Origin of the sequence: Pseudomonas sp. RIT-PI-o, assembly GCF_001297215.1 — a bacterium.
Classification (GTDB): domain Bacteria; phylum Pseudomonadota; class Gammaproteobacteria; order Pseudomonadales; family Pseudomonadaceae; genus Aquipseudomonas; species Aquipseudomonas moraviensis_A.
In genome coordinates, this window is record NZ_LHPA01000011.1 from 265,146 (window position 1) to 277,586 (window position 12,441).

Annotated in this window: 13 protein-coding genes; 5 read left to right on the top strand and 8 right to left on the bottom strand. The window is 60.8% G+C overall.

The window, feature by feature from the left end; all coding sequences use genetic code 11:
• Window positions 1-20 precede the first annotated feature (20 nt).
• A complete protein-coding gene (locus AEQ63_RS03795) occupies window positions 21-1,238 on the bottom strand; it encodes an MFS transporter (protein WP_064361830.1) in 1,218 nt (405 codons plus the stop codon).
• A 129-nt stretch (window positions 1,239-1,367) separates the two neighbouring features.
• Between AEQ63_RS03795 and AEQ63_RS03800 the strand changes: the two genes are divergently transcribed.
• Window positions 1,368-1,991 (top strand): TetR/AcrR family transcriptional regulator, encoded by a 624-nt coding sequence (locus AEQ63_RS03800; protein WP_064361831.1) that lies wholly within the window; start codon window positions 1,368-1,370, stop codon window positions 1,989-1,991.
• Window positions 1,992-1,996: 5 nt separating this feature from the next.
• Here the strand turns inward: AEQ63_RS03800 and AEQ63_RS03805 are convergent, their stop codons facing one another.
• Window positions 1,997-3,238: an MFS transporter gene (locus AEQ63_RS03805; protein WP_064361832.1), complete on the bottom strand. Its 1,242-nt coding sequence runs from the start codon at window positions 3,236-3,238 to the stop codon at window positions 1,997-1,999.
• A 97-nt stretch (window positions 3,239-3,335) separates the two neighbouring features.
• Here AEQ63_RS03805 and AEQ63_RS03810 point away from each other — a divergent pair, with 97 nt between their 5' ends.
• Window positions 3,336-4,310 (top strand): AraC family transcriptional regulator, encoded by a 975-nt coding sequence (locus AEQ63_RS03810; RefSeq protein WP_064361833.1) that lies wholly within the window; start codon window positions 3,336-3,338, stop codon window positions 4,308-4,310.
• A 555-nt stretch (window positions 4,311-4,865) separates the two neighbouring features.
• On the opposite strand, the gene AEQ63_RS03815 is transcribed toward AEQ63_RS03810, so the two are convergent.
• Genes AEQ63_RS03815 through AEQ63_RS03825 form a run of 3 tightly spaced genes read right to left on the bottom strand, consistent with a single transcriptional unit; the run spans window position 4,866 to window position 7,129 of the window.
• Window positions 4,866-5,627 (bottom strand): carboxymuconolactone decarboxylase family protein, encoded by a 762-nt coding sequence (locus AEQ63_RS03815; protein WP_082367706.1) that lies wholly within the window; start codon window positions 5,625-5,627, stop codon window positions 4,866-4,868.
• A 12-nt stretch (window positions 5,628-5,639) separates the two neighbouring features.
• Window positions 5,640-6,077 carry a cyclophilin-like fold protein gene (locus AEQ63_RS03820; RefSeq protein ID WP_236705230.1) on the bottom strand — a complete coding sequence of 146 codons (438 nt, stop codon included), beginning with the start codon at window positions 6,075-6,077 and terminating at the stop codon, window positions 5,640-5,642.
• Window positions 6,078-6,100: 23 nt separating this feature from the next.
• Window positions 6,101-7,129 (bottom strand): alpha/beta hydrolase, encoded by a 1,029-nt coding sequence (locus AEQ63_RS03825; RefSeq protein WP_064361835.1) that lies wholly within the window; start codon window positions 7,127-7,129, stop codon window positions 6,101-6,103.
• A gap of 133 nt (window positions 7,130-7,262) precedes the next feature.
• Here AEQ63_RS03825 and AEQ63_RS03830 point away from each other — a divergent pair, with 133 nt between their 5' ends.
• Window positions 7,263-8,171, top strand: a complete 909-nt coding sequence (locus AEQ63_RS03830) for a LysR family transcriptional regulator (protein ID WP_064361836.1) — start codon at window positions 7,263-7,265, stop codon at window positions 8,169-8,171.
• A gap of 335 nt (window positions 8,172-8,506) precedes the next feature.
• On the opposite strand, the gene AEQ63_RS03835 is transcribed toward AEQ63_RS03830, so the two are convergent.
• From AEQ63_RS03835 to AEQ63_RS03845, 3 genes are all read right to left on the bottom strand, one after another.
• Window positions 8,507-8,752: a hypothetical protein gene (locus AEQ63_RS03835; RefSeq protein ID WP_052512501.1), complete on the bottom strand. Its 246-nt coding sequence runs from the start codon at window positions 8,750-8,752 to the stop codon at window positions 8,507-8,509.
• 112 nt (window positions 8,753-8,864) lie between these two features.
• The gene (locus AEQ63_RS03840; RefSeq protein ID WP_042610270.1) at window positions 8,865-9,089 is read right to left on the bottom strand and encodes a DUF2188 domain-containing protein; all 225 of its coding nucleotides are present in this window, start codon (window positions 9,087-9,089) and stop codon (window positions 8,865-8,867) included.
• A gap of 84 nt (window positions 9,090-9,173) precedes the next feature.
• On the bottom strand, window positions 9,174-10,091 hold the full coding sequence (locus tag AEQ63_RS03845) for a LysR substrate-binding domain-containing protein (RefSeq protein WP_064361837.1): 918 nt from the start codon (window positions 10,089-10,091) through the stop codon (window positions 9,174-9,176).
• A 194-nt stretch (window positions 10,092-10,285) separates the two neighbouring features.
• Between AEQ63_RS03845 and AEQ63_RS03850 the strand changes: the two genes are divergently transcribed.
• Window positions 10,286-11,035, top strand: coding sequence for an SDR family NAD(P)-dependent oxidoreductase (locus AEQ63_RS03850; protein WP_064361838.1), 750 nt, complete (start codon window positions 10,286-10,288; stop codon window positions 11,033-11,035).
• Between the two features lie 100 nt (window positions 11,036-11,135).
• A complete protein-coding gene (locus tag AEQ63_RS03855) occupies window positions 11,136-12,434 on the top strand; it encodes an MFS transporter (RefSeq protein WP_042610267.1) in 1,299 nt (432 codons plus the stop codon).
• Window positions 12,435-12,441 lie beyond the last annotated feature (7 nt).

Below are 12,441 nucleotides of genomic sequence, written 5' to 3' on the forward strand. Positions count from 1 at the left end.
AGAAACGGGTGATGGCGGGTTCAATGCGCCGCCACTACCGAAGCTCCGACAGAGCGCGGGCCCGACTTGAAACCGTGGGCCCGGGCACCCCAGGCAATGGCGAAGCCGATAGCGACCAGTGCCAGCATGGCCCACGGGAATGCGGCAACGCCCCAGCGATCGAGCAACACGCCGCCGACGACACCGCTGCCAGCGATCGCGCTGTTCCACGCCACCACGTTCAACGACAAGGCGACATCCGCTCCGTCGCCCGCCGCATCCGCCAGCGCGGTTTGCAGCAAAGTTGCCGCGCCGCCAAAGGTCAAACCCCATACCGCCACGCCAACGTAGATCACCTCCGGCATACCCCCGCCAAAACCCAGCGCCACGCAGACGACGGCAAACGTCGCAAGGCTCAGAAGGACCGTCGTACGCAGCAGCGGCTCGACCAGCTTCGCCGTCAGCCATATGCCCGCCAGCGCAGCAATGCCAAAGACCAACAAGACCAGATCAACACGATCGGCCATTCCTGCCGGCGCAATGAACGGCGCAATGTAGGTGTAGAGAATGTTATGCGCGAGCATCCAGCTGATCACCACCGCAAGCACAGGGCGAACGCCCGGGGTGGTCAGGACGTTGCGCAGCGGCAGGCGTTGATGGGCCGGTTGCGGCGGGTAATCCGGCACTTTCATCAGCACCCAGACGATCAATAGCAGGGTCAGCGCCGACATGAGGCCGAATGTGCTGCGCCAGCCGACCAGCCCGCCGAGCCACGTCCCCAGCGGCACGCCCAGCGACAGCGCAATCGGCGTACCGACCATTGCCAGTGCCAGTGCCTTGCCCTGCTGCTCGGGTACGACCATGCGTCGCGCATAGCCGGCCAACAAACTCCACGCCAACCCCGCTGCGACCCCGGCGAAGAAGCGCGCGACCAGCGTTACGCCGTAGTGGGACGACAGCGCAGTGATCGAATTGAACACCAGGAAGCCGACGAGCGTCAGCAGCAGCACATTGCGGCGCCGCCGGCCGCGGGTGGCGATGGTCATCGGGATCACCGCCAGTACCGACCCCAATGCGTATGCGGTCACCATTTGCCCTGCCATGGAGGGCGAAATCGTTAAACCCTCGCTGATCAGCGGCAGCAGGCCGGCGGGCAGGGTTTCGGTGACGATACAGATGAAGCCTGTCATCGCCAGCGCCAGCAAAGCGCCGATGGGAAGGCGTTTTGGGGTGGCTGTCAACGTTATTGATGGTGTCACGGGATGCTCCTTGAAAAGCCTTCGCTGATATAAATACCGATCGATCTAGATCCTGAAGGCGCACAAGGAGCGTTGTCAACAATTTCTGTATCGACTAGTCTTTATATGAATTCAACGAGGAGCTTTGCCATGGCGAGAACCGGTCGCCCCCGTCAGTTTGATCGCGACGACGCTGTCGATCAGGCCATGCAGCTGTTCTGGCAACACGGCTACGACGCGACATCGCTCGCCCAATTGAAGGCCGGACTTGGCGGAGGGATTTCAGCGCCGAGCTTCTACGCCGCGTTCGGTTCCAAGGAAGCCTTGTTCGATGAATGTGTGCAGCGTTATCTGACAACCTACGCGCAAGTCACCGAATGCCTGTGGGACGAAAGTCTGGCACCGCGCAACGCCATCGAGAGCGCGTTGCGCCAGTCGGCACGCATGCAGTGCGACGACGCGCATCCCAAGGGCTGCATGGTCACTTTGGGCGTCATGAGCGCACCAAGCCCGGAAAATGCCCACGTGGTGCGAGCCCTGACCCGCTCACGCCAGCGCACCCGCGCGGGAATTCAAGCCTGCGTCGAGCGCGCTGTGAGTGCCGGTGAGCTGGCCAGCGACACAAATTCGGCGGCGATGGCGACGGTATTCGACAGTTTCCTGCAAGGCATATCCATACTCGCCAGAGACAACACCGCGCTGGAAAGCATCGATGCTGCCATTACTCAGATCATGCAAACCTGGGACATTGCCGTCACTCGCACCCCTCTCTGATCAAATCACAGATGCACCGGCACCGCTGCCGAGCCCGGCTCCGGCACGTCGACATTGACCTTCAGTGCTATCAGCAACGCGGCCAGCAACATCAGAATGCCGGCCGCGACAAACACACCATTGATGCCGCTGAAACTGAACACCGAACCGCCGGCGGCAGCGCCTGCGGCAATCGCCGACTGCACCGACGCGACGACCATGCCGCCTGCGCTTTCGGCCTGATCGGGTACCGAACGCGCCACCCAGTTCGACCACGCTACCGGCACACCACCAAAAGCCATCCCCCAGAGCGCCAGGAGCACCGCCTGCCCGGTGACCGAGGCCGGGAAGCCGACCAGCGCCAGAGCGGCAACGCCCACCAGCACCGGCATCAGCACCAGGGTCGCCCGTGGACTGCGCTGCAACAGCCACCCGGCGAACAGCGTGCCGGCAAAGTTCGCCACGCCGAAACCGAGCAGCATCAGTGCCAGCGTCTGCGGGCCGACGCCGGTGGTGCTTTCCAGAAATGGCCTGATGTAGGTGAACAACGCAAAGTGACCGGTGTGCACCAACACGCAGCCGAACATGCCGATGGCAATACCCGGTCGCAGCAAAACCTCCAGTACCGTGCGCAGGCGTGACGGACGGTGCGGCGCCAGACTCGGTAACGTGAACAGTTGAAACATCAGCGTCACCACGCCCACCGCCGCCGCTGCGAAAAACGCACTGCGCCAGCCAAACTGCCCGCCGAGGTAACTGCCCAACGGCACCGCCACCACGGTACCCACAGCGATCCCGCTGAAGATGATCGACAGCGCGCGGGGCAGCAGCGCCGCCGGGACCAGGCGCATCGCCACGGCCGCCGCCATGCTCCAGAATCCGCCCAGGGCGATGCCCAAAAGGATTCGCATGATCAGCAACACTGCGAGGCTGGACGAGAATGCGACCAGCAGATTCGATGCGATCATCAGAGCCGAAAAACCGAGCAATACCAAGCGCCGATCAAGGCTGCGGGTCAATCCTGGCACCAGCAATCCGGCAAACAGCGCGACCACCGCTGTCACCGTCACAGCTTGTCCGGCCAACGCTTCGCTCACGCCGAGATCGAGCGCCATCGGCGTCAACAGGCTGGCCGGCAGATATTCCGCCGTGAGCAGACCGAACACCCCCATCGCGAGTGAAAACACCGCCATCCACGCCGGCACCAGCGGCTCCTCGTCAGCGCGCACACCCACAGCGGATCGCCCGTCACATACACAATCATTCATCGCAAGACTCCTCGGACATTTCGAAAGCGCAGTCTATGGGTGGCAAACCGGATGATCTATGATGCACAGTCTTTAACTTTTGATCGAAACCCCGAACATGAGCAGCACTGATCCCTTTTCACTGTCCTCGGACCTCATCACTGAGTTGCTGCGCAGCATGCGTCTGCGTGGCGTGCAATACCGGCGCATCCACGCCGGTCCGCCATATGGCCTGGGTTTCAGCGACAAGTCCGGCCATGCGTATTTCCACTTCGTCGCCGCTGGCTCGACGGTGTTGCAGCTTGAGGACGGCAGCCTGTACGAATTGTCGGCGGGCAATGCGGTATTCATCGCCCACGGTGCCGCGCATCAGTTGCTGTCACACCCCGGCGCCGAGGTGCAGGACATTGCCAGCGCCGTTGCCGCGCCACTCGGCGACACGGTCTGTGCGGTTCAGGTCGGGCAGAGCACCGATTCGCCCGATAGCGCCCTGCTCTTCAGCGGTTGCATGGAATTCGAACTCGGCAGCCTGCAAGGCCTCGGTCGGCTGATGCCGGGACTGATGCTGATCGACGCAGGCGGCCAGCGCTATCCGGGCCTCATGCCGATCCTCGCGACCATGGAACGCGAAGTCAGCGCAGCGCGCATCGGCTTCGCCGGCATTCTCGCCCGCCTTGCCGACGTCGTGGCTGCGATGATCGTTCGCGGCTGGGTCGAATGCGCTTGCGGCAATGCCTCCGGTCTCGTCGCCGCACTGCGCGACCCACGTCTGGCCCAGGCCTTGCTGGCCTTGCACCAGCAACCGGGCCGCGACTGGAGCGTCGCCGAACTGGCAACGCTCTGCAACACCTCACGCTCAGTCTTCGCCGAACGCTTCCAGACCACCCTCGGCACCCCGCCGCTGCGCTACGCCACCGAATTGCGAATGCGCCTGGCCAGTCAGTGGCTGACGCTGGAAAGGCTGCCGATCGAAGAAGTGGCGCAGCGCTTGGGCTACACCTCCCAGGCCGCGTTCAGTCGCGCGTTCAAGCGCATCACGGGAAACTCGCCGGGAGCGAGTCGGCGCCAGCGCGCAATACAAGAATCGCACTAAGAGGGCAGCGATGAATCCGAACCGCCCTCACCGCTGGATTTTGTCCAGCCCCGCGCTCACCCGCTCACAGATAACCAAGCCTACGAGATACAGCGTTTTTGCCTACAAATCTTACGGAAGTGCCTGTCTTGCCGGCTTAGCCTCCGCAATTTATCGTTTCCCCGTCGCTGCCTGAAAGTTGAAAACGCTGGGCACATTCAACTTGATACAGACAGGTCAGACGAAAAAGGTGTTGTTGACGTATTCGTCACTCCCACCTAATCTGCTCTCATCCCGCCCAAGGCAGTACGCCGTTCTAATCATCCAGAACGCGCCAAACCCTTGGGCGTTTTTTTTAGGTAAAAAACATGCCCACTGCGGTGTTAGTCGATGGCGCCTTTTTCATCAAACGCTTTCGACGAATCGAACCTCAAAATGCCTTCAACGCTGAACGCGCGGCCGACCTGGTCGCTCAACATGTCTCAAGCCGCCACTTCGTGTAAGCAAAGCGGCGGTTACGCAGATGCAGCACGTAGACTGAGTCATTCGCGGGAAATGCTGGTATTCCTACCAACTTCAGCCTCTAAGTTTGTCCAGCCCCGCCCCCACCCGCTCAGCAGCCTGCAAATCGCCGCGCGCCTCCAGTTCCTGCGCCACCTGACGCAACTGCTCGACCGTCAGTCCCACGTTCAGACTGATCTTCAGATGCGACTCCAGCTGCGATTCCACTCCAGCCATTGCCGCCAGTGCACCAACAGTCGCCAACTCCCGATCCGTCCATGCAAGGTTGTCGCGGGCGAAGATGTCGCCGAACAGATGCACTTTCAGAAACTGATCGATCGCCGGGGCGAATTCGAATAGCGGGCCGGACACTGGCGCGCCGACCAGACGGGTCTGATTGTCGGTGCCGAGCTCGGTGAGCGCATACCCCGACGGCACCGGACCGGGCTCGCGTCCTGGCACGTCGTCGATGCCCCGCGCAGCGCGTTCCTCCACAACGTTCATCAGCAGGGACAAGGCGTTGAGGCTGCGCGGGAAGCCGGCGTAGGCATACAGCTGCACCAGAATTTCCTTGGTTTCGCTGATGCTCAGCCCAGCGTCGAGGCCGCGATTGAGCGCGTCGTGCAAACGCGGCATGTCGCCGGCGGCCGTGTTGGCGGCAATCGGGGCGATCGCCAGTTGCTTAGGGGTCAAAGGCTGTTCTTTCATGATCGGTTTCTCCGGTGATCGGGAAGGATTGGCGCAAAGAGGATTCACGCAGGCAGCACTGGCGAGCACCGCACAGCCGAGGGCCAGGGCTCGAAGAAGGCGCCGTTGATGCAGCGTGTTCCGATTCATCAAGGACTCTCCTCACTCATCAGAAGTGAACGTCACCCGCACATCGCCGCGCCCCAAGGCCTCGGCGAGGCCCTGCGGCCGGTCGATGCGACCAAGACGCGAATAGCGGTAAGACGAATCGAAGGTTTTGTAGAAGACCACCAACGTATCGTCGCCATACAAAAGAAAATCGCCATTGTGGATGGTGCCCGGCCGGTACGGCTGAGTAGGCAATGGCGGCTGCACGGTGGCGTATTTTTCATTGCTGTGCAGGTCGGTCATGTCCAGGCTCAGCGGCAAACGCGTGAGCAATTCCCGAGTGCTCGGGTTGTCATCCAGGGCAATGGCAAAGCGCTGTTTTCCGATAGTCATCCACATCGTGGTGTCCTGCGCAGAGGTAGTGGCAGACAGAGCAAAAGACATCCATGGCATCAGCACACATCCCATCCAGATTCCCGCGAAGATTTGCATGCCTCTGCTCCGTCGCCTGCAAGCTACTTCAGGTTGCTCTTGAAGAACTGTGTCAGCTTGGCAAAAGGAATCAGATCAACCCGGTCATACAGATCGACATGGCCGGCATTCGGCACGATCACCAATTCTTTCGGCTGCCCAGCCAACCGGAACGCCTCTTCACTGAATTCTCGGGAGTGTGCGTCGGCGCCGGCGATGAACAACATCGGGCGCGGCGAAATGCTCTGGATATCGACGAACGGATAGAAGTTCATGAACTTGGTGTTGCTGCTCAGCGTTGGCCGCGTGGTCTGTTGCGGGGTCGAACTGGCCGGGGTGAATTCGCCGCGCGGGGTACGGTAGAAGTCGAAGAATTCGCGCTGGATCGGGTGCGTGTCGGCCTTCAGTTCCAGCACCGTGCCGCCGGTATATTCGACTTTGCCGCCGGTAAACTCCGCGTAACGCTGTTCGGCCGCTTGCGCAATGATCTGCTTGCGCTGCTCCAGCGTTTGCGAGTGCTTGAGGCCGTCACGGTTGGCCGCGCCCATGTCGTACATGCTGACCGTGGCGATGGCCTTCATACGCGGATCGATTTTCGCAGCACTGATGACGAAACTGCCGCTGCCGCAGATGCCCAGCACGCCGATGCGCTCGCGGTCGATGAATGGCCGTGTGCCGAGGTAATCGACGGCGGCGCTGAAGTCTTCGGCATACATGTCCGGCAAGACGGCGTTGCGCGGCGCGCCCTCGCTTTCGCCCCAGAACGACAGGTCGAGCGACAGGGTGACGAAGCCCTGCTCCGCCAGTTTCTGCGCATACAGATTGGAGCTCTGCTCCTTTACCGCGCCCATCGGATGGCCGACGATAATCGCTGCGCTGCGCGCTGCAGGATCCAGCCCTTTGGGCATGAACAGGTTGCCGACGACCGTGAGTTGATATTGGTTTTTGAAGCTGACCTTCTGCACGGTCACCTTATCGCTTTTAAAGAAATTATCGGCACCGTGGGACATGTCAGCTCCGAATGCAGTGAATGAACTCAGGAGAAACCCGAGCAGTACGAACAGTCGTTTCATGGGGGCGTCCTTGATCGAGAAACCAGGCGAGGCCGGGATGGAGATATTGTTGCGCAGGCTCCAGGCTTTGATTAGCTAATGAGTGCTTAATGCGGTTATAAACACTGCTAATCAATCAACCCGAGCGCGCACCATGGCCAAACCCAACTTCAACGATCTGCTCGCCTTCGTCACCGTAGCCCGCTCCGGCAGTTTCACCCGCGCGGCGGTGCAACTGGGCGTGACGCAATCGGCGGTGAGCCAGGTAGTCTCGGCGCTCGAAGCACGTCTGAAGATTCGCCTGTTAACGCGCCCCACACGCAGCGTGTCACTGACAGCGGCGGGTGAACGGCTGTTGCACACGGTCGGCCATCGTTTCGATGAAATCGAAGCCGAACTCGACGCTCTCACCGAGTTGCGCGACAAGCCCGCCGGCACGGTGCGCATCACTTGCGGCGACAACATCATCAAGACCACCCTGCTGCCCAAGCTGACACCGCTACTGCTGCAATACCCGGATATCAAAGTCGAATTCGATATCAACTATGGTTTCCGCGACATCGTCGCCGACCGCTTCGATGCAGGCGTGCGCTTCAGTGATACCGTCGCCCAGGACATGATTGCCGTGCCGATCGGACCGCCACTGCGCATGGCCGTGGTCGCTTCGCCCAGCTACTTTGCCCGGCACCCGGCCCCGCAACACCCACGCGATCTGGCGGCGCATCGCTGCATCGACATCCGCTTTCCAACCTACGACGGTGTCGATGCCTGGGAATTCGAGCGTCAGGGCAAGAAGCTGAAAGTGCGGGTCGACGGCCAACTGGTGTTCAACTCGACTGTGCATATCGCCGACGCGGCTGTGAGCGGGTTGGGGGTTGCATATCTGCCTGAAGACGAGTTCGGCGCGCATCTGGCTGAAGGCCGCTTGGTCAGGGTCCTGGAAGACTGGTGCGAACCCTTCGGCGGCTTTCACCTCTACTACCCCAGCCGCCGCCAACCGTCGCCGGCGTTTTCACTGGTGGTGGATGCGCTGCGCGTGGTGAGAGACCCAGCCCCCTTGTAGGAGTGAGCCTGCTCGCGATAGCAATTTGTCAGTTGATGCAAAGTTGACTGACACTCCGCCTTCGCGAGCAGGCTCACTCCTACATTAGGTTCGTGGTGGGTCAGCAATCAGGCGGTACATGAAAACCCCTGTAGGAGTGAGCCTGCTCGCGATAGCAGTCGGTCAGTTGATGCACAGTTGCCTGACACTCCGCCTTCGCGAGCAAGCTCGCTCCCACATTGGGTTCGTGGTGGGTCAGCAATCAGGCGGTGTATGAAAAACCCTGTAGGAGCGCGCTTGCTCGCGAAGGCGTCAGATCAGGCAAATCATCTCTGCATGGCAACCCCGCGAAACCCTCACAACTTCGACACATCGCCGGTAGCCTCGGCAATGGTCGCCAACGTTTCCTCCATGCTGGCGATGTCCTCATGCAGCTTTTGAAACACGAGATCCAGCGATTCGGGGGCGTCGACGGTCTGATGGCCACGAAGCGACTCGACGCTACCGTTCTCCACATGCTGAAGAATGTCCACGCTTTCTCGCAGTGCCAACAACTGATCGAAGATCGCGACAATCTGCGCCTGGCGCCGAGCGTTCATCATTACCACCCCAACCTGGCGCTGCCATCAGCAAACCATTCGCTCGCCAGCGGCAAACCCTGCGGTTTCCAGATCAGCGACCCCCATCCCAGACATGCAATGACCATACGCAGACTCAGCCTTTGGTTTTTCGCGGATCGGCGGCGCGCGGAAAGGTGCGCTCTTCCTGGATCGTGCCGTCCTCTTTGTGGATTTTCAGAGAGGCAGTTTTACCCTGCAGATAGTCACTGGCGATCTGGGTGATCTCGGCTTTGGTCTCAGCCGTTTTGGACGCACGCTGCGCGCCCTCTTTGACCAGTTCCCAATGCTGCTGGTTTTTGTTGATGTGGTAGTTATCCATTCCTTCACCTCTGATGTGAATGATCAAGACCGGTAATGGATTGACCTTGGCCGCGTCAGAGAGTTTGAAAGAATTGACTCCGACTCAATAGGCGAATTCATGGCCCAATTCGCTCTCCATCCACGCCAGAAAACGCCGGACACGCGGAAAGCTCGAATGCGCCTTGGGAAACACCAAGTGGTGCGCTGCCACCGCAGCACTCAGCGACTCAGGCGCCACTTCCACCAACGTGCCCGCCGCCAGATACTTCTGCGCAAGCAATGTGCTTTCCAGCGCGAAACCCAAGCCATGACTCGCCGCTTCCAGCGACATGTACGAACGATCGAAGCTCAATGCGTAAGGGCGTTCCGGACGCGCCAGGCCATGCTGGGCAAACCATTGCGGCCATTTGAGCAGGGTCGCTTCCGATAAAATCAGGTCGCATTCGAGCAGATCCGCCGCGCCGCGTACCGGTCGTTGCGCGAGCAGTTTCGGTGAGGTCAGCACCGCGAATGTTTCGTTCCTGACCGTACGCACCTCATAGCTTGGCCAGTTCGGCAGACCATGGCGGATATCGACGTCGATCTTGTCGCGACTGAAGTGCAGCGATTCATAGGAACACGACAGATTGATCTGAATGTCCGGATGACTGGCGCGGAACGCTTCCAGGCGCGGCATCAGCCAGAGCAGGCCAAAGCTTGGTGACGAATGCAGACGCAGGCAATCCAGGCTGACGTCGCTGGCCGCGCGTTCAGTGGCAACGGCGAGGCTGTGCAGAATCCCTGAGACTTCCTTGAGGTATTGCTCGCCCACCGGCGTCAGGGAGACACCCCGAGCGGCGCGAACAAATAACTGTCGGCCGATCATCCCCTCCAGTTTCGCCAGTTGATGACTGACCGCCGATGGCGTCAGGTCCAATACTTCTGCCGCTCTGGCGACATTGCCGAAGCGCGCGGTTTGCTCGAAGGCCTGAATTGCTTTCAGCGGTGGCAGGACGAGAGGTGCCTCAGTCTCTGGACGCATGGGGACTCCGTGGTGATTTCTTGTGGTGTACGGACCGGTTTCATTCAACCATCTGCGAGCTGGCCTGACGAGTGCTGAATTTTTTTCAGCATTGAGTGACTTTCGCGTTATTGCTCACCCTCCCCTCGAAGGACAAGCTGAGTCATCGGTTTTTCACAGACCGACCCAATAAAAACAATTCGAGGGCCTCCTCCATGCTTCTTCAAGACAAAGTCGCAATCATTACCGGTGCCGCGTCTGCCCGTGGCATTGGCCGCGCCACCGCGACCACGTTTGCGCAACACGGCGCTCGCGTGGTGATTCTCGATCTCGATGCCGCCGCCGCGCGGGACGCCGCCGCATCACTGGGCGAAGGTCATCTCGGCCTGGCGGCCAACGTCGCCGACGAAGCGCAGGTTCAGCAAGCCGTCGCCGCCATCATCGAGCACTTCGGGCGCATTGATATTCTGGTCAACAACGCCGGCATCACCCAACCGCTGAAGACCCTTGATATTCGTCCTTCGGACTACGACAAGGTGCTGGACGTCAGCCTGCGCGGCACGTTGCTGATGTCGCAGGCGGTGATTCCGCTGATGCGGCAACAGTCTTGCGGCAGCATCGTCTGCATGTCGTCGGTGTCTGCCCAGCGCGGCGGCGGCATCTTCGGCGGCCCGCATTACAGCGCGGCCAAGGCCGGGGTGCTGGGTCTGGGCAAAGCCATGGCGCGGGAACTGGGGCCGGACAACATCCGGGTCAACTCCATTGCCCCGGGGCTGATTCACACCGACATCACCGGCGGCCTGATGCAGGACGAACGTCGACACGCCATCATCGAAGGCATCCCGCTGGGTCGCCTGGGTCAAGCGCAGGATGTCGCCAACGCCGCGCTGTTTCTGGCCAGCGACTTGTCCGCTTATCTGACCGGCATCACCCTCGATGTGAACGGCGGCATGCTGATTCACTGAGTACCTCTGGGCGGGCCCGCGTGGCCCGTGCGGTTCTGGATCGATGACGCAGCCGGGCCTGATGGCCTGGCGGTCAATAAAAACAAGAGATCAGACCATCATGACTACCCTGTCGCTCGAAGCGGTTTCGACCGTGCGTTCTTCTGCCTATCGCAAAACGGCCTGGCGCCTGATGCCATTCCTGATGCTGTGCTACCTGTGCGCGTATCTGGACCGGGTCAACGTCGGTTTCGCCAAACTGCAAATGATGAATGATCTGGCCCTGAGCGAAACGGTCTACGGACTGGGCGCCGGCGTGTTCTTCATTGGCTATTTCCTCTGCGAAGTGCCCAGCAACATCATCCTGCACAAGGTCGGCGCGCGAGTCTGGATTGCGCGGATCATGATCACCTGGGGCATCGTGTCGGCCCTGTTCGCCTTCGTCGAAACCGCCTGGCAGTTCTATGCCCTGCGCTTTCTGCTGGGGATTGCCGAAGCCGGCCTGGCACCGGGCCTGTTGCTCTACCTGACGTATTGGTTTCCGTCCTATCGGCGGGCGCGCATGACGGTGTTGTGGTTCATCGCCATTCCGCTGTCAGGCATGGTCGGTGGCCCGCTCTCGGGCTGGATCATGAACCATTTTGCCGGCGTGCATGGCTGGGCCGGCTGGCAATGGATGTTCGTCCTTGAGGCGGTGCCCACCGTGGTCGTCGGCCTGCTGGTGCTGAGCTATCTGAAGGACGGCGTGCATCAGGCGACCTGGCTCAATGACGAAGAAAAAGCCTTGATCACTCGCGAACTGGCCGAAGACGACCAGCAAAAAGTCACCCACGCCTCGGTCGGCGAGTTCATCCGCGACCGACGCTTGTGGCTGCTGGCGGCCATCTACTTCTGTGTGGTGATGGGTCAATACGCAATCACCTTCTGGCTGCCGACCCTGGTGCGCAATGCGGGGGTTTCCGATCCGCTGCACATCGGTTTTCTGACCAGCCTGCCTTACCTGTGCGCCATCGCCGCCATGCTGCTGGTCGGGCGCAGTGGTGACAAACATCGCGAGCGCCGCTGGCACCTGATCGTGCCAATGATCGCCGGGGCCATCGGCTTGAGCCTGGCAGCGATGATGGGCGGCAATTCGACCTTGTCGATCCTCAGTCTGTGCCTCGCCGCCTCGGGCATTTTGTCCGCCACCTCATTGTTCTGGATGCTGCCCACCACGCTGCTCGGCGGGGTGTCGGCGGCTGCCGGTATTGCGGCGGTCAACAGCTTCGCCAACCTCGCCGGCTTCTGTTCGCCTTATCTGATCGGCTGGATCACCACCCTGACCGGCTCCAGTGCCATCGGCATGTACCTGATCACCGGTGTGCTGTTCCTCGGCGCCAGTCTGGTCCTGCGCATTCCCGCCGCTTTGGTCAATCGTTGAGTTAACG

Excerpts from the sequence above, each read along its gene's own strand:
- AEQ63_RS03805 (WP_064361832.1), bottom strand. The coding sequence starts at position 3,238 with ATGAATGATTGTGTATGTGACGGGCGATCCGCTGTGGGTGTGCGCGCT.
- AEQ63_RS03835 (WP_052512501.1), bottom strand. The coding sequence starts at position 8,752 with ATGATGAACGCTCGGCGCCAGGCGCAGATTGTCGCGATCTTCGATCAG.
- AEQ63_RS03820 (WP_236705230.1), bottom strand. The coding sequence starts at position 6,077 with ATGCAAATCTTCGCGGGAATCTGGATGGGATGTGTGCTGATGCCATGG.
- AEQ63_RS03840 (WP_042610270.1), bottom strand. The coding sequence starts at position 9,089 with ATGGATAACTACCACATCAACAAAAACCAGCAGCATTGGGAACTGGTC.
- AEQ63_RS03845 (WP_064361837.1), bottom strand. The coding sequence starts at position 10,091 with ATGCGTCCAGAGACTGAGGCACCTCTCGTCCTGCCACCGCTGAAAGCA.
- AEQ63_RS03850 (WP_064361838.1), top strand. The coding sequence starts at position 10,286 with ATGCTTCTTCAAGACAAAGTCGCAATCATTACCGGTGCCGCGTCTGCC.
- AEQ63_RS03825 (WP_064361835.1), bottom strand. The coding sequence starts at position 7,129 with ATGAAACGACTGTTCGTACTGCTCGGGTTTCTCCTGAGTTCATTCACT.
- AEQ63_RS03800 (WP_064361831.1), top strand. The coding sequence starts at position 1,368 with ATGGCGAGAACCGGTCGCCCCCGTCAGTTTGATCGCGACGACGCTGTC.
- AEQ63_RS03815 (WP_082367706.1), bottom strand. The coding sequence starts at position 5,627 with ATGAATCGGAACACGCTGCATCAACGGCGCCTTCTTCGAGCCCTGGCC.
- AEQ63_RS03810 (WP_064361833.1), top strand. The coding sequence starts at position 3,336 with ATGAGCAGCACTGATCCCTTTTCACTGTCCTCGGACCTCATCACTGAG.
- AEQ63_RS03855 (WP_042610267.1), top strand. The coding sequence starts at position 11,136 with ATGACTACCCTGTCGCTCGAAGCGGTTTCGACCGTGCGTTCTTCTGCC.
- AEQ63_RS03830 (WP_064361836.1), top strand. The coding sequence starts at position 7,263 with ATGGCCAAACCCAACTTCAACGATCTGCTCGCCTTCGTCACCGTAGCC.